Origin of the sequence: Phyllobacterium sp. LjRoot231 (genome assembly GCF_964253365.1) — a bacterium.
In the GTDB taxonomy this organism is placed as follows: domain Bacteria; phylum Pseudomonadota; class Alphaproteobacteria; order Rhizobiales; family Rhizobiaceae; genus Phyllobacterium.
In genome coordinates, this window is the sequence record NZ_CAXUQT020000001.1 from 1,532,501 (window position 1) to 1,547,110 (window position 14,610).

At 53.6% G+C, this 14,610-nt stretch carries 12 protein-coding genes, 1 tRNA gene and 2 rRNA genes (1 of these 15 running past the window's edge); 9 read left to right on the forward strand and 6 right to left on the reverse strand.

Features of this window, described 5'->3' with window-relative positions:
• From ACSQ3H_RS07440 to ACSQ3H_RS07450, 3 genes are all read left to right on the forward strand, one after another.
• Positions 1 to 2,596: ribosomal RNA gene (locus ACSQ3H_RS07440) — 23S ribosomal RNA — on the forward strand; it begins 374 nt to the left of the window's first position.
• Positions 2,597 to 2,910: 314 nt separating this feature from the next.
• Positions 2,911 to 3,025, forward strand: a 5S ribosomal RNA gene (gene rrf / locus ACSQ3H_RS07445).
• Positions 3,026 to 3,387: 362 nt separating this feature from the next.
• Positions 3,388 to 3,464: transfer RNA gene (locus ACSQ3H_RS07450), tRNA-Met, on the forward strand.
• Between the two features lie 2 nt (positions 3,465 to 3,466).
• On the opposite strand, the gene ACSQ3H_RS07455 is transcribed toward ACSQ3H_RS07450, so the two are convergent.
• The 4 genes from ACSQ3H_RS07455 to ACSQ3H_RS07470 all read right to left on the reverse strand — a co-directional run bounded on the left by ACSQ3H_RS07455 (position 3,467) and on the right by ACSQ3H_RS07470 (position 7,177).
• Positions 3,467 to 4,177: an endonuclease III domain-containing protein gene (locus ACSQ3H_RS07455; protein ID WP_436116453.1), complete on the reverse strand. Its 711-nt coding sequence runs from the start codon at positions 4,175 to 4,177 to the stop codon at positions 3,467 to 3,469.
• Positions 4,178 to 4,249: 72 nt separating this feature from the next.
• Positions 4,250 to 5,224, reverse strand: coding sequence for a WD40 repeat domain-containing protein (locus tag ACSQ3H_RS07460; protein WP_436116454.1), 975 nt, complete (start codon positions 5,222 to 5,224; stop codon positions 4,250 to 4,252).
• On the reverse strand, positions 5,224 to 6,324 hold the full coding sequence (locus tag ACSQ3H_RS07465) for a CobW family GTP-binding protein (protein ID WP_436116455.1): 1,101 nt from the start codon (positions 6,322 to 6,324) through the stop codon (positions 5,224 to 5,226). Before ACSQ3H_RS07465 ends, ACSQ3H_RS07460 begins: the two co-directional genes overlap by 1 nt.
• Positions 6,325 to 6,430: 106 nt before the next feature.
• The gene (locus ACSQ3H_RS07470) at positions 6,431 to 7,177 is read right to left on the reverse strand and encodes a creatininase family protein (RefSeq protein ID WP_436116456.1); all 747 of its coding nucleotides are present in this window, start codon (positions 7,175 to 7,177) and stop codon (positions 6,431 to 6,433) included.
• Positions 7,178 to 7,510: 333 nt separating this feature from the next.
• On the opposite strand from ACSQ3H_RS07470, the gene ACSQ3H_RS07475 reads away from it, so the two are divergent.
• The 4 genes from ACSQ3H_RS07475 to ACSQ3H_RS07490 all read left to right on the forward strand — a co-directional run bounded on the left by ACSQ3H_RS07475 (position 7,511) and on the right by ACSQ3H_RS07490 (position 10,643).
• A complete protein-coding gene (locus tag ACSQ3H_RS07475; protein ID WP_436116457.1) occupies positions 7,511 to 8,002 on the forward strand; it encodes a MarR family winged helix-turn-helix transcriptional regulator in 492 nt (163 codons plus the stop codon).
• A 352-nt stretch (positions 8,003 to 8,354) separates the two neighbouring features.
• On the forward strand, positions 8,355 to 9,002 hold the full coding sequence (locus ACSQ3H_RS07480; protein WP_436116458.1) for a DMT family transporter: 648 nt from the start codon (positions 8,355 to 8,357) through the stop codon (positions 9,000 to 9,002).
• A 76-nt stretch (positions 9,003 to 9,078) separates the two neighbouring features.
• Positions 9,079 to 10,098, forward strand: a complete 1,020-nt coding sequence (locus tag ACSQ3H_RS07485; RefSeq protein ID WP_436116459.1) for a LacI family DNA-binding transcriptional regulator — start codon at positions 9,079 to 9,081, stop codon at positions 10,096 to 10,098.
• Positions 10,099 to 10,193: 95 nt separating this feature from the next.
• Positions 10,194 to 10,643, forward strand: coding sequence for a hypothetical protein (locus ACSQ3H_RS07490; RefSeq protein ID WP_436116460.1), 450 nt, complete (start codon positions 10,194 to 10,196; stop codon positions 10,641 to 10,643).
• Here ACSQ3H_RS07490 and ACSQ3H_RS07495 read toward each other — a convergent pair whose 3' ends face one another.
• Positions 10,644 to 11,414, reverse strand: a complete 771-nt coding sequence (locus ACSQ3H_RS07495; protein ID WP_436116461.1) for a gamma-glutamyl-gamma-aminobutyrate hydrolase family protein — start codon at positions 11,412 to 11,414, stop codon at positions 10,644 to 10,646. It lies immediately after the preceding gene.
• A gap of 274 nt (positions 11,415 to 11,688) precedes the next feature.
• Here ACSQ3H_RS07495 and ACSQ3H_RS07500 point away from each other — a divergent pair, with 274 nt between their 5' ends.
• Complete coding sequence (locus tag ACSQ3H_RS07500) at positions 11,689 to 12,795, forward strand: TRAP transporter substrate-binding protein (protein WP_436116462.1); 1,107 nt, start codon at positions 11,689 to 11,691, stop codon at positions 12,793 to 12,795.
• Positions 12,796 to 12,925: 130 nt separating this feature from the next.
• On the forward strand, positions 12,926 to 13,675 hold the full coding sequence (locus ACSQ3H_RS07505; protein ID WP_436116463.1) for an SDR family NAD(P)-dependent oxidoreductase: 750 nt from the start codon (positions 12,926 to 12,928) through the stop codon (positions 13,673 to 13,675).
• Here the strand turns inward: ACSQ3H_RS07505 and ACSQ3H_RS07510 are convergent.
• Positions 13,672 to 14,571, reverse strand: a complete 900-nt coding sequence (locus ACSQ3H_RS07510) for a branched-chain amino acid ABC transporter permease (RefSeq protein WP_436116464.1) — start codon at positions 14,569 to 14,571, stop codon at positions 13,672 to 13,674. The two genes, ACSQ3H_RS07505 and ACSQ3H_RS07510, sit on opposite strands and share 4 nt — an antisense overlap.
• Positions 14,572 to 14,610 lie beyond the last annotated feature (39 nt).

Here is a 14,610-nt window from a genome sequence, read left to right on the forward strand (position 1 = left end):
CATAGGGGTTAGAAGCGAACCCGGGGAACTGAAACATCTAAGTACCCGGAGGAAAGGACATCAAACGAGACTCCGTCAGTAGCGGCGAGCGAACGCGGACCAGGCCAGTGGCTTGAGTGAGACAAGTGGAACACTCTGGAAAGGGTGGCTAAAGTGGGTGACAGCCCCGTACACGTAATGCGAACTCAAGTCCTTGAGTAGGGCGGGACACGTGAAATCCTGTCTGAACATGGGGAGACCACTCTCCAAGCCTAAGTACTCGTGCATGACCGATAGCGAACCAGTACCGTGAGGGAAAGGTGAAAAGCACCCCGACAAGGGGAGTGAAAGAGATCCTGAAACCGAATGCCTACAAACAGTTGGAGCCCAAGATTTGTTCTGGGTGACAGCGTACCTTTTGTATAATGGGTCAGCGACTTAGTCTGACGAGCAAGCTTAAACCGGTAGGTGTAGGCGCAGCGAAAGCGAGTCTGAACAGGGCGTTCAGTTCGTTGGATTAGACCCGAAACCAAGTGATCTAGCCATGAGCAGGTTGAAGGTAAGGTAACACTTACTGGAGGACCGAACCCGCATCTGTTGCAATAGATTGGGATGACTTGTGGCTAGGGGTGAAAGGCCAATCAAACTTGGAGATAGCTGGTTCTCCGCGAAATCTATTTAGGTAGAGCGTCGATTTTATACCTTCGGGGGTAGAGCACTGGATGGGCTAGGGGATCTCACCGATTTACCAAACCTAACCAAACTCCGAATACCGAAGAGTACTGATCGGCAGACACACGGCGGGTGCTAACGTCCGTCGTGAAGAGGGCAACAACCCTGACCACCATCTAAGGTCCCTAAGTTATGGCTAAGTGGGAAAGGATGTGAGGATCCCAAAACAACCAGGATGTTGGCTTAGAAGCAGCCATCATTTAAAGAAAGCGTAACAGCTCACTGGTCTAAATAAGGGTCTTTGCGCCGAAAATGTACCGGGGCTCAAGCCATACACCGAAGCTGTGGATTTGCTTAGCAATAGGCAAGTGGTAGCGGAGCGTTCTGTAAGCCGTTGAAGAGGGACCCGTGAGGGCCTTTGGAGGTATCAGAAGTGAGAATGCTGACATGAGTAACGATAAAGGGAGTGAGAGACTCCCTCGCCGAAAGTCCAAGGGTTCCTGCTTAAAGTTAATCTGAGCAGGGTTAGCCGGCCCCTAAGGCGAGGCCGAAAGGCGTAGTCGATGGGAACCACGTTAATATTCGTGGGCCTGCGGGTAGTGACGGATCGCGTGTGTTGTTCCTCCTTATTGGATTGGAGGGGCTTCGAAGCGGTCCCAGGAAATAGCTCCCGCGTATAGACCGTACCCTAAACCGACACTGGTGGACTGGTAGAGCATACCAAGGCGCTTGAGAGAACTGCGTTGAAGGAACTCGGCAAATTGCACGCGTAACTTCGGAAGAAGCGTGACCCTTTTTGACGCAAGTCGAGGAGGGTGGCACAGACCAGGGGGTAGCGACTGTTTACCAAAAACACAGGGCTCTGCGAAGTCGCAAGACGACGTATAGGGTCTGACGCCTGCCCGGTGCTGGAAGGTTAAGAGGAGAGGTGCAAGCTTTGAATCGAAGCCCCAGTAAACGGCGGCCGTAACTATAACGGTCCTAAGGTAGCGAAATTCCTTGTCGGGTAAGTTCCGACCTGCACGAATGGCGTAACGACTTCCCCGCTGTCTCCAACGCAGACTCAGTGAAATTGAATTCCCCGTGAAGATGCGGGGTTCCTGCGGTTAGACGGAAAGACCCCGTGCACCTTTACTATAGCTTTACACTGGCATTCGTGTCGGCATGTGTAGGATAGGTGGTAGACTTTGAAGCCGTGGCGCCAGCCATGGTGGAGTCATCCTTGAAATACCACCCTTACCTATATGGATGTCTAACTGCGGTCCGTTATCCGGATCCAGGACAGTGTATGGTGGGTAGTTTGACTGGGGCGGTCGCCTCCTAAAGAGTAACGGAGGCGCGCGATGGTGGGCTCAGACCGGTCGGAAATCGGTCGTCGAGTGCAATGGCATAAGCCCGCCTGACTGCGAGACTGACAAGTCGAGCAGAGACGAAAGTCGGTCATAGTGATCCGGTGGTCCCGCGTGGAAGGGCCATCGCTCAACGGATAAAAGGTACGCCGGGGATAACAGGCTGATGACCCCCAAGAGTCCATATCGACGGGGTTGTTTGGCACCTCGATGTCGACTCATCGCATCCTGGGGCTGGAGCAGGTCCCAAGGGTATGGCTGTTCGCCATTTAAAGCGGTACGTGAGTTGGGTTCAGAACGTCGTGAGACAGTTCGGTCCCTATCTGCCGTGGGTGTAGGAATATTGACAGGATCTGTCCCTAGTACGAGAGGACCGGGATGGACGTATCTCTGGTGGACCTGTTGTGGCGCCAGCCGCATAGCAGGGTAGCTATATACGGACGGGATAACCGCTGAAGGCATCTAAGCGGGAAACCCACCTGAAAACGAGTATTCCCTATCAGAGCCGTGGAAGACCACCACGTTGATAGGCCGGGTGTGGAAGTGCGGCAACGCATGAAGCTTACCGGTACTAATAGCTCGATTGGCTTGATCATTCTCATTACAAATATCCATCGCAAAGCGATGGAATTTGATTTTAAAAGCGCTCACGCATGAGCGGGTCTTACGACCCTATGCTCCGCGAGGGCGCCGGACGACCGGCGACGACCTAGCGGTCTGTACGGGCACTCCCTTCTGAAAACTTCAGGATAAGGTGCCAATAACAGAGCGTGACGTCTTATCGCCCATACAGCGCGATAGCGCGTCGGCCATTGTTGGCCGCGCCGTCGCAGCGCCCGCCCCGGCAGGGGCGATACGGCGCGTGAGACAAAAAAACTCCCAGCTTCTCATGAACGTTGCGCTTTGCTGACCTGGTGGTTACAGCGGGGTGGCTGCACCCGATCCCATTCCGAACTCGGCCGTGAAACGCCCCAGCGCCAATGGTACTTCGTCTCAAGACGCGGGAGAGTAGGTCGCTGCCAGGTCTGCCAAACGCAACGTTCAAAGCATGCGCGCAAAAAGCCATCGGACTTTCATGTAAGCCGCATGCGATACAAAATATCTTCTCAAGAACTCGGAACAACCATCATCAGGCCGCTCCTTTTTAACGCAATCAGGGCGGCCTTTTGCTTTTGCAACAAAACGCCTTTTGCTTTGCAAATCCCGAAGCGTAAGAGCATACTTACAAGATGCAAAAGCACAAAACGCCGGCAAGCATTTGCCGATGTGGTGGCGCGGGGTGGAGCAGCACCCCGTCCGAAGCCGGCAAAGCCTCCGTCAAGGCTTTGAAAGGCCGGACAAACGGAGAAATCCGGGCTGTATCAACGGCAATCGCCGTATTTGGTGACGCGGGGTGGAGCAGCCCGGTAGCTCGTCAGGCTCATAACCTGAAGGTCACAGGTTCAAATCCTGTCCCCGCAACCAACCTACTTTCCATTTTTATTGTGGAACTGCTCGCCGTAGGCGCAAATGTCTTGCAGAGGACAGCTAGAGCACTTTGGAGAGTTCGCACTGCAAAATTCCTCCGTCAAAAGCCTTACCAAGATATAATTCATCTCCGACTCATCTTCGTTCCAAGAATTAGGTATTTGTCTTTCAAGGGCGATCACTACTCTATTGATCGGCCTATTATCCGGGATGAGACCAACTCGCTTTGCAAAACGCAAATAGTGTGTATCAATCACGAGTGCGCGTTTATGCAAATCACTGAAGTTCAACACGCAAGCACTGACCTTTGGTCCCACGCCGCAGAGTTTTTCCAACCATTCTCGCGCCTGTTCGACGGACCAGCTATCAAGAAAATCGAGATCCAGCGTACCTCGCTTTTGAATGATAGCGCGCAGAACATCGGGCAGGTAAGCAGCGTATTTTTCCGGAAATGTCACGTTACGAATATGCGAATAGATTTGATCATACGATGCCTCTGCCACGGCATCCCAATCGAGAAATGCCGTCCTCAGATTATGAAAAGCTTTTAACGATACAGCATCACGCGTACGGCTTCCCAGCATCGCCACTATAAGCATGCTTACCGGGGGAAAACGCGGCCCGGGAATCTGGATGCCATAATGCGCCTTCAAGCGATCATGGAGAACGACGAGCGGGGTCGGAGTTCCAAAATCCAGAGCATATTGCATGTCTGCATTATAGAACAAAAAGTGAACAAATCAATTGCGAACTTGAAATACGGGATCAGCGGCATCGACGTGTCACGCCGTGATATCCACCACACCGCAATCGCCAATTTCCGTTCCGAAAACCAGACGATGTCCGGTTGCATCCCAGTTCATGGAGGAAATAGCTCCCTTCCCCGGCCGCCGCAGGAGGACTTCCTTTTGGTCGCCGAAACGGCCGACCAAAATCATGCCGTCCGAATAACCAATCGCGACGATTTCCTCCACTGGATGACAGGCAACGGCGGTGACAAGGCTGTCCCCGCGTGTTCCAAGCTCAAGGGGAGCCTTGCCCATAGGACCGTCTTTTCCGGAAAAGGGCCAAATGATAGCAGCGGGTGCGCCAGACGTGGCCAACCATTTGCCTTTCGCGCTCCAAGACCAGCTCTTTACCTTATTCGGGTAGCCAGTCATGCGCATATGGCGACTGTCTTCCAGACGCCAGCCGTGCAAGGCATTTTCCTGCATGGACGTTACGAGAAAACGATTGTCTGGTGAAAAAGTCACCGAGACATGTGCACCCTTCCATTCGAGTTCGGTCGGCGCGCTATTTGTTGCGGGCCAATGCAGGGTCACGCCATTATAGCGGGCAATGGCCAGTCGAAATCCTTTGGGTGCGAAGGCTAGCCCTTCCACACTGCGTTCATGCGAAATTTCCCGAACGGAGCCATCTGCAGAGCGTATCCATGCTGATCGTCCCGACGCAAAGGCGATTGCACCATTTGGAGCCGCGGCGAGTGCAGTCATCCATTTGCGCGATACGTTGCTTAGTTCTTCCGCTTCGCCGTTCAAGCCAGTCGCACAAATACGGCCGTCCTCACCACCGGTAAGAAGAGACTTACCGTCAAAGGAAGGTACAGCACAAAGCAGCCCATCATGAGCTTCCGTTATCTTATGACCATTGTCGAGGCGGTGTATGGTGCCATCGGCCAACGCAAGGAAAGGGACATCTCGGATAAAGCGCGCATCAATGCAATGGCCGGCGAGGTCTAACGGAGCAATTGTCGGCATCAGGCAAGGCAGCTTTCGAGACCGGATTTCAATGCAGCGTGGTCGAGTTCACGACCGATAAACACCAGGCGGCTCTCATGTTTTTCACCGTCTTTCCACGCACGCTGATGGTCACCTTCAATGATCATGTGAACACCCTGGATAACGTAGCGTTCATGATCATTCTTGAAAGCCAGAATGCCCTTCAGGCGAAGAATATTGGGACCTTGTTCCTGCGTGATCTGCTGAATCCACGGAAAGAACTTGTCCGCATTGAGTTCGCCCATGCGTAGCGAAACAGACTGCACCGTGACATCGTGGATCGGCGACGCATGATCACGATGATGATGCTCGTGTCCATGATCATGATCGTGGTGATGATGGTGTTCATGGTCATGATCGCAGTCGGGACCGCAGGTATGATCCGGATGATCGTGATCGAGGAAATGTGGATCACTTTCCAGTGCACGTGCCAGATCAAAAGCGCCACGGTCGAGAACACGCGATAGATCGATGCTGGCGCGCTCGGTGCGGTGAACTACGGCATGTGGATTGATGGCGCGTACGGTTGCCTCGACAGCCGCGAGTTCTTCCGCTGTAACCAGGTCTGTCTTGTTCACGAGAACGACGTCGGCAAAAGCGATCTGATCCTCAGCCTCGCGGCTGTCTTTCAGGCGCAGCGGCAGATGCTTTGCATCGACCAGTGCGACAACAGCGTCAAGCATTGTTTTGGTGCGAACGTCGTCATCCATGAAGAAAGTCTGCGCAACAGGCACAGGATCGGCAAGACCCGTCGTTTCCACGATAATGGCATCGAAACGGCCCGGCCGGCGCATGAGACCCTCCACCACGCGAATCAGGTCTCCACGCACCGTGCAGCATATGCACCCATTGTTCATTTCATAGATTTCTTCGTCGGATTCGACGATCAGGTCGTTGTCGATACCGATTTCGCCGAATTCATTGACGATGACAGCATAGCGCTTGCCATGATCTTCGCTCAGGATGCGGTTGAGAAGTGTGGTTTTTCCTGAGCCGAGATAACCAGTCAGGACTGTCACTGGGATCTGTGCATTGCGCGGAGCCGCTGCCGCGGTGGACGTTGTAGGAGCTTCACTCATCGTGTGCCTCTTTGAATTGATAGACCCACGATATAGGTGATCATATCAGGTATTGCCACAGCTATAGTGTTCAAATGGGTAGATGGTTGTTTCAATCCGGCTGAACTTATTGCTTGAAGACAGAGCAATTGAACCTGTCGACGTCTTGCAGCAATTCGACCGTGCCTCTCACGCTGTGAGCGAGGATTTTTTCTCCAGTTTCTCCGGTAGCGCGGGCGGCATTACCCGCCACTCCCTCCTTGTTCAGATCCGTCATTTTCCAGCCGAAGGCGTGCGGGCCATAGGCACGCAGGTGTCTATAAGTTTCAGCGTAGTGGCCTTGATTGGAACCGAAGTTCCTTGCCTTGGTCATATCCACAAGCTCGGGATGCAGGGCGAGCATCACCGAAGTCTCGATGAAACCGCCGTGAATATCGAGTGCTTTGTCCTCAGGCGATATTATACCATCCGGCAAACCAAATCGGGTCCAGCTTGTTGCCACGGCAAGCATATTGCAACGTACCCGCAATTCTGTAGCAACGATCGTCATGAGCGGGGCGTTGCCGCCATGGGCATTCAGAATGACGAACTTCGATATTCCCTGCCGCGACACACCTTCGCCGATGTTGATCCAACGATACACAGCTTCATCGAAGGAGAGAGTTCTGGTGCCGGCAATGTCCATATGTTCGATGGAATAGCCCACCGGTTCGGCAGGCAGAAATTCGACCGATAGCGCCTGCGGAAGGGTGCTTTTCAGTCGATTGACTAAAGCCGTGACAATCAGAGTATCGGTTTCATACGGCAGATGCGGGCCATGCTGCTCATGCGCGCCAAGAGGAAGGAGGGCAATTGTCGCTCGTTTCGTCGGCATTTCCGGCTCACTTGTCCTGTTTGGCTCGGTCGGCTTATCCCCGTGACTGGTGAAAGGATAGTCGCGTTCGATTGCAGTTTTACAGGCTTATTTAGTGCTGCGCACCAATTCGTCGGCAAATTTCATCAGATTGTCATATAAGCATTGTAACGCGGGTTTGTCGGGCAAGGAATGCCGCGGTTCTGGTCTGATTTGCACATTCCCGACTTCGGATTTTGCTATGTAAGGGCTGTGTCAGCGCATAAATGTTCGTCTGTTAATTACCCCCTGTCGAAAAGAACTAGCCGCCTTATCATCAACCGGACAATGTGTGTCGTGCAAGCAGGAGTTTGAATGGTCAAGGATCGTAAACCCCTCATTCTTCATCGTCTGCAATCGACAGCGCGATTGACACGGACGGCGCTGGCCACCCGACTGCTTGGCTATGGTTTCTACGCAGGGCAGGATGCGGTAATGCTGCAACTGGCGCATGAAGATGGTCTATCGCCGAGCGTTCTTGCCAAACGCTTGGGCGTGCGCCCGCCAACAATTACCAAAACGATCTCCCGCCTGCAGACGCAAGGTTTCGTCAAGAAGGAAGGCTCTGCGACAGACCAGCGCCAAGCCCATATTTTCCTGACAGAAACCGGCAACGAGGCAATCAAATCAATCGAGAAATCCATTCGCAAGACTGAAAAAGATGCGATGAAGGGGTTTGACAAGAAAGAGCGCAAGGCCTTTGTAAAAATGCTTTCGCGGCTTGAGATCAATCTCTCGGCGGCGGAACTTTTACGTCAAACCGCGCCCGATGATGATCATGACGATGATGATGCCGACGACGAATAGAGGATCGGCAAAAGTTTTTTTCAATTTGCGGTTACAAAACGCATGAACTTGTTATCATGGCGGCAGTTCCTTCCCGCCTGATTGGTAAGCCTGTTGTCTCCAACCCTCTCTTCCTCGCAGGAAGCTGCGCCCGTTGTTGCAATTCTTTATATTTTCGCGGCCGGCTTTCTTTTTTCGTGTCTCGATTCTAGTGCGAAATATCTGGTTCTATCCGGTATTCCGACTGCGTTCATTTCCTGGATGCGGTTCGTCGAACACGCGATCCTGGCGTTGATCTTCTTCCGGGCCTGGTCAAATCCCCGGTTTCTTCAAGGTTCGCAACATCCCCCTCCAGTTCCTTCGTGGGCTTTGCTTGTTTGGATCTACCTATTTCAACTTCTATGCATTGCAGACCATGCAGCTCGGCGAAACAATCACCATCACCTTTGCAGCGCCGATGGTAATTGCAGCTTTAGCGGGCCCCTTGCTCGGCGAGTGGGCGGGATGGAGGCGGTGGGCAGCCATTATCGTCGCGTTCATAGGAGTGCTGATTATTGCTCGCCCGGGATTTGCGGCGCTCAATCCCGGATTGCCTTTTTCGATTGCTGCGATGTTAAGCTATTCGCTCTACGTTCTTTTGACGCGGCGTATGGCGGCAACGGAATCTCCAGAGAGCCTGATTTTCTTTTCTGCCCTTGCACCGACAATATTGATGTCGCCTGCTGTGATGCAGGCAGTCATCCCGGAAACACCATTTCAGATTGTTCTGCTGCTGATACTCGGTTTTTTTGGCGGTCTTGGCCATTATCTGATCATTCTGGCTTACAGGAGAGCGACGACGGCTGCTTTGGCACCGTATCCGTTCCTGCAAATCATCTGGATGCTGGCCTTCGGATATTTCTTTTTCGGCCAATTTCCGGATACGTACACGCTTTGTGGTGCGGCAATTGTCATTGGCAGTGGTCTTTACGTCGTGCACCGCGAACGACAGTCGCGGGCGGCAAGGTTGAAAGGACTTTGATTTATTTGGTTGCAATGGCATAACGCCGAGTACCATAACGTAGCTTATTTGATGGTACTGTGGGGAGACGGTCTTTTTGGCGCAGAAAATCAAACTATCGACTATTGCCGACGCGCTGAAAGTGTCTACAGCAACGGTATCGCTGGCTTTGCGAGATAGTCCGCTTGTGGCCGATCAGACGCGCGAGAAGATCAAAGAACATGCGCGGGCTATTGGTTACATCTATAACCGGCGCGCGGCCAGCCTGCGCACTTCGCGATCAGGTATTGTCGGGGTCGTGGTTCACGACATCATGAACCCGTTCTTTGCAGAGATATTGCGTGCCATTGAGGGCGAACTTGATCGCTCCGGCCAGACATTTATTCTATCCAATCACTATGATCAGTTGGATAAACAGCGGACATTCATAGATACCGTGCTGCAGCTGGGGGGAGACGGGATAATTATGTCGCCGGCTATCGGTACGCCGGCGGAGGATATTCGCATGGCGGAAGAAAACGGATTACCTGTTGTACTGATTGCCCGCACTGTCAAGGACGCCAATGTGCCGGTTTTCCGTGGTGATGATGCCTATGGTATTGGCCTTGCCACCAACCACCTTATTTCCTTGGGACACACGCGCATCGCCATGGTGGGCGGTACTGATCAGACCTCGACGGGCCGCGACCGTTACGAGGGCTATCTCCATGCAATGCAGAAGGCAGGCCTTGAGGTGAAGCCGGAATGGCGCATACCCGGCCCGCGAACCAAACAGGCCGGTTTTGATGCTGCACCGCAGTTTCTTGCTCTGAAGGATCACCCGACTGCAGCCGTCTGCTGGAATGATCTTTGCGCAATCGGCATGATGAATGGTATTGCCCGCGCTGGATTGGTCGCCGGCATTGATATTTCCGTCACCGGTTATGACGATCTTGAAGAGGCAGCGATTGCCACGCCAGCATTGACTACGGTTTGGAACGGTCAGAGAGAAGTGGGGCAGCGCGCGGCGAGAGCTTTGCTCGATCAGCTCAATGGCGCCGATACACACGCCCGGCAGGAATTAATCAAGCCGGAATTGCGAATCCGGCAGTCGACATCAAAGCCGAAGGAGAGATAGCAGGAGCGCCAGCTATCTTATGCGCGGCTGCTTCATCCTTCATTAATGCTGCGCGACTAGGCTTCAAGGGGCGTTTGTTTCCCGTGGAGTATAGTATGTTGTTGGGTAAAACGACTTGTCTTGGCTTCGTGACTGCAGCGGCGGTTGTCGCCATGTTCCTCGATTTCGCGACTTTTACCTCCGACGAAGATGCTGACGTCGACACGCAGACGACTGCCTCTGTTGCGCCGGGGGCAAGCAGCCTTGACGTGCCAAGATTTGTTATCAGCAGTCCGGGCGCTGGGGAAAGCTGCAAGGCGTTTCCCATAGAAAACGGCACACCCGGTCATAATGCACTCTCGATCGATAGCAGCTGCGGGAGTCTTTATCAGCCGTTGGCAAACGCCAGGACTTGGCGCAACAACGAAGACGGCACGATTGATCTTGCCGACAACCTTGGCCGTACGATCGTGGAATTCAGCCCAAGCGACGGCCTCGCCTACATCAGTATCGAACCACGCACAGTGATCTTGTCTATGTCCGCCGAAGGGGTAAATCCGCTATAACTATTCCGCTGCCTGTAGGCGCTCACGACTTGCCTTGTGAGCTCGCGCGGCGTCGCCAAATGCGGCAAATATCTTGCGCGAAGGATTATCGCTTTTTACCCAATACTCAGGATGCCACTGAACTCCAACAGCAAAAGCCCGGGCAGTCTTGACCGACACAGCTTCGATCGTGCCGTCGTCGGCAACTGCTTCAATATCGAGCTGTGGCGCGGGCTTGTCGATCGCTTGCCGGTGCACGGAATTGACCTGAATAACGTCGGTTTGCATGACATTCGCCAGACAGGATCCGGGCTTGATGTGCACGGGATGACGGATGGCGAAGCGCTCGGTCTGTTGATCGGATTGGGGCGCGCGGTGATCCATACGTCCATCAAGTTCCTGTATCTCCGTTGCCAGCGTACCGCCAAGGGCGACATTCAGCTCCTGAATGCCCCGGCATATGGCCAGTAGTGGTACGCCGCGCTCGATGGCTCTCCGAATGAGCGGCAGCGATGTGGCGTCACGCGCAGGATCGTACGGTTCGTGGGCTTCACTTGGTGCGACGCCATAGAGAGCCGGATGAACATTCGACTTGGACCCGGTGATCAGAACGCCGTCGACTCCGTCAAGAATAGCGTCGATATCGAGGCCATTGCCAAATGAAGGCACGATCAACGGGATGACTCCGGCTGCGTCGTATGCCGCCATAAGATATTGATCCGGTGCCGCGTGCCACGTGTAATTTTCAAATGTACGTACATCTGACGTTATGGCGACGAGAGGTTGCCGCATTGCGTTACTCCACAAAAGACTCTGGCTTGAATGTAGTGCAAATCACCCCCGTTTCCAATGGCGGTGGTGGATGGAAAATCCGACGCGATGCCACACTCGTCGCCGGCTTAAAGCAGTTTCAATCCAGTTGAACGTGACGTCCTGCTTGAAGGTCCATCCGCTGGACTTGAATTGACGAGTGTGTATGGTGATCACGAGATCGGGAGGACTAGACAGGATTGTCTAGTGATCTGGGCCGAAGAGTTGAGGATCAATAGTTTTGGGAGGAGGATATATGGATCGTCGTTCGTTCATTACGAAGGCAGGATTTGCCGGGGTGGGGGCGGCTGCAGCCACCACTCTTGCAGCACCTGCAATTGCACAGTCAACGCCGAAGGTCACCTGGCGTTGCGCATCGTCATTTCCCAAATCACTGGATACGATTTATGGCGGCGCCGAAGTATTGTCGAAATATTTGAGGGAGGCGACTGACGGTAACTTTACCATTCAGCCATTTGCAGCTGGCGAAATCGTTCCAGGTCTTCAGGTTGCCGACGCGACAGCAGCTGGTACGGTCGAACTTTGCCACACTGTTGCTTATTATTACTGGGGCAAGGATCCCACATGGGCTTTGGGCGCCGCGGTCCCATTTGCGCTCAATGCGCGCGGCATGAACGCCTGGCAGTATCATGGCGGCGGCATTGATCTCATGAACGAATTCTTCAACAAACAGGGTCTGCAAGCCTATCCCGGCGGCAATACAGGCGTGCAGATGGGTGGTTGGTTCCGCAAGGAAATCAAGACGGTCGACGACTTGAAAGGTCTTAAGATGCGCGTCGGCGGCTTTGCTGGCAAAATTCTCGAGACACTTGGCGTCGTGCCGCAGCAGATCGCTGGCGGAGACATTTATCCGGCGCTTGAAAAAGGCACTATTGATGCTGCCGAATGGGTCGGACCCTATGATGATGAGAAGCTGGGCTTTCAGAAGGTCGCGCCCTATTACTACTATCCCGGTTGGTGGGAAGGCGGCCCGACGGTCAGCTTTATGGTAAACAAGCAGAAGTGGGATTCGCTCCCTCCAGCCTATCAATCGTTGTTCCGCACGGCAGCTCAGGCAACCGATGCCAACATGTTGCAGAAGTACGACTATGTGAATCCGGCGGCGATCAAGCGTCTCGTCGCTGGTGGCGCGCAATTGCGGCCATTTAGTCCGGAAATCCTGGCCGCCTGTTTTGAAGCAGCCAACGAGGTCTATGGACAACTTGAAGAGAGCAACGCGCCGTTCAAGAAAATCTGGGACTCGATCAAGGCGTTCCGCAACGAACATTTCCTGTATGCCCAGGTTGCCGAATACACCTTCGATACTTTCATGATGGTGCAGCAGCGTAACGGGAAGCTCTAATCCCTTGCTACAGAAATTAGAACCCCGGCCTGACAGGCCGGGTTCTTTGTGCTGCCTGTTGTCACATCTGCAGGAGCAGTCTAACAGTGACAAAACAAATTTGGCGTGAGGCTCACCGGTATTCGATTCAATGACAGGTAATTCTTCTATTTCTGTTGCGGGGAAGACCATTGCGGTTACCGGAGGATCATCCGGACTGGGTTTGAGAATGGTGCAGGTCCTTTCGGCGCATGGCGCGAACGTCGTCTCTATCTCACGGACGCCTGCGCCCGACAATGAGCATCGATCCAACATTCTGAACATCATAGCCGATGTCACTATTGCTGCCGATATAGAACGCGCGTTTGATGAAGCGGAGCGGCAACTTGGAACCGTAACCGTGGTCTTCAATAATGCCGGCGTGGCGACGGTTGAGAGGGCTCTCACAACGACCCGCGAACAGCTGCGACACATTTTCGAAGTGAATGTCGAAGGCGCATTTTTCATCGCTCAGGAAGCCGCCAAGCGAATGATCGCCAAGGGCGTTGGCGGGTGCATCATTAATCTATCCAGCATACTTGCCGACGCACCGCTGAAAGGTTCGGGCGCATATGCCATGTCGAAGGCGGCGGTAGCCCAGATGACTCGATCTCTGGCGCTTGAATGGGCGCCACATGGTATTCGCGTCAATGCGATCGCACCTGGCTGGTTCCCGACACGTCTGAATGAGACGATCATGGACGGACCGGCCAAGGGATACCTTAAAGGCAAGAATCCAATGAGACGGCTTGGCGAGGCGGAAGACATTGACGGTGCGGTTTTAATGCTGGCATCGGATGCCAGCAGCTATATCACCGGGACGGTTATCACGATCGACGGCGGCCACAGCCTGCAGGGTTAGATACGTTCTGTATCCTGAACATTGATACGTGTGGCGAGGACGAAAACAAGCAGCGAAAATACCGCTGCGTCGCGCCATAAGATAGAAAAATATCCGCCCCACAATGATTCAACCATCCCGATAATGGCGGCGCCGAAAGCTGCATGAAGGGGGCGGGAAAATCCGCCAGCTGCGGTGATAAAAAGGATCTTCAACCCGAAGATCATGCCAGTGTTGAAGCTGACATTGCCATAGTAAAGCGCGGCGAGAAATCCTGCTAATGCGCAAACGCCGTAGGCAGCCAGGATTGCCTGTGTCCTTACTTTCGATGGATCGATGCCGCACAGAGCCGAAGCTGCAGGCTCATCGCTGACAGCACGCCAGATTCGACCTGCGGACGTGCGCAGCATGATCATCTCGCCGAGCGCTATCACCACGAATGCAACAGCGATGTTTATAACCTGCAATTGGGTCAGGCTAATACCAATCTCCGGACCAAGCAGGCGCACAGGGGAGGCGAGCAGCGGCGGCAGCCAATAGTCTTTTGTGTCAGCGGCAATTCGCGACAGCTCCATCAAGAAGATACTCAGCCCTAGCGTTGCAACCAGAACCGTATTGCGGTTTCCAACATCGAGCGGGGCGTAGATGAACTTGGCAACGATGAAGCCGCCAACGCCGATATAGACGATGGCAATGAGCAACCCGAAAGAAAGCGCCGCCGGCAACGTCATCCACAGCACTGACCAGCCGAATGCCGTTGCTAGAATGAAAGTCTGTCCTGAAAAAGCAAAAATGGCGCCGAGAGACAGGTCAGTGCGGTGGGTTAAGCCGTGGATCAGCACATACCCATAGGCGAGCAGGGCATATAGCGCGGCGTTATGAACGCCATTGAAAAGAAGCTGAAGAAAATATGCCATCCATCGCCCTCCACCCTTGCTTATTCTAACTTGCAAAAG

What these genes read in the sequence shown, in the direction of transcription:
- ACSQ3H_RS07455 (WP_436116453.1), bottom strand. Translation starts at nt 4,177, where the DNA reads ATGCAATATGCTCTGGATTTTGGAACTCCGACCCCGCTCGTCGTTCTC.
- ACSQ3H_RS07460 (WP_436116454.1), bottom strand. Translation starts at nt 5,224, where the DNA reads ATGCCGACAATTGCTCCGTTAGACCTCGCCGGCCATTGCATTGATGCG.
- ACSQ3H_RS07465 (WP_436116455.1), bottom strand. Translation starts at nt 6,324, where the DNA reads ATGAGTGAAGCTCCTACAACGTCCACCGCGGCAGCGGCTCCGCGCAAT.
- ACSQ3H_RS07470 (WP_436116456.1), bottom strand. Translation starts at nt 7,177, where the DNA reads ATGCCGACGAAACGAGCGACAATTGCCCTCCTTCCTCTTGGCGCGCAT.
- ACSQ3H_RS07475 (WP_436116457.1), top strand. Translation starts at nt 7,511, where the DNA reads ATGGTCAAGGATCGTAAACCCCTCATTCTTCATCGTCTGCAATCGACA.
- ACSQ3H_RS07490 (WP_436116460.1), top strand. Translation starts at nt 10,194, where the DNA reads ATGTTGTTGGGTAAAACGACTTGTCTTGGCTTCGTGACTGCAGCGGCG.
- ACSQ3H_RS07495 (WP_436116461.1), bottom strand. Translation starts at nt 11,414, where the DNA reads ATGCGGCAACCTCTCGTCGCCATAACGTCAGATGTACGTACATTTGAA.
- ACSQ3H_RS07500 (WP_436116462.1), top strand. Translation starts at nt 11,689, where the DNA reads ATGGATCGTCGTTCGTTCATTACGAAGGCAGGATTTGCCGGGGTGGGG.
- ACSQ3H_RS07505 (WP_436116463.1), top strand. Translation starts at nt 12,926, where the DNA reads ATGACAGGTAATTCTTCTATTTCTGTTGCGGGGAAGACCATTGCGGTT.
- ACSQ3H_RS07510 (WP_436116464.1), bottom strand. Translation starts at nt 14,571, where the DNA reads ATGGCATATTTTCTTCAGCTTCTTTTCAATGGCGTTCATAACGCCGCG.